This window comes from Parapedobacter tibetensis (genome assembly GCF_024704835.1).
Lineage (GTDB): Bacteria > Bacteroidota > Bacteroidia > Sphingobacteriales > Sphingobacteriaceae > Parapedobacter > Parapedobacter tibetensis.
Genome location: NZ_JAMXBE010000071.1, coordinates 1 through 470 on the forward strand (window position 1 = coordinate 1; position 470 = coordinate 470).

The following is a 470-nucleotide window of genomic DNA, read 5'->3' on the forward strand; positions in this document are numbered from 1 at the left end:
GCCGACAAAAACAACGACACAGATAAAAACCAACAACAACTAAATACAAACGACATGAAGAAAGTATTAATCATCGGTATGGATCCACATACCATCGACTTTGCAAACCCAGAGATTCCCCAAGGGTTGACCATAGAGAAAATTGAACAAGGAGCCAATGCAACTGTGGAGAAATTAAATTCCATGGGTTACGATGCCGAACTATTCTTAATTGAAACCGGTGCTACTGATTTAAGTAATCTTGAAAACCACTTGAACGAAAAAAGCTTTGATGGAATAGTAATTGGAAACGGCATAAGAGGTATAGCGGCTAATTTTATTTTGTTTGAACAAATCATCAATGCGGTACATGCACATGCTCCGAAATCTAAAATTATATTTAACACCCTGCCCACGGATACAGATGAAGCGGTTAAACGATGGCTATAAAAAGGGTGTGAATTTTCTGCAACAATGGTTATGTAGCAGCT

General features: G+C 38.1%; 1 protein-coding gene. It reads left to right on the forward strand.

Features of this window, described 5'->3' with window-relative positions:
• On the forward strand, positions 1 to 429 hold a 429-nt coding region (locus NF543_RS25310), incomplete at its 5' end, for a hypothetical protein (protein WP_257957591.1).
• Positions 430 to 470 lie beyond the last annotated feature (41 nt).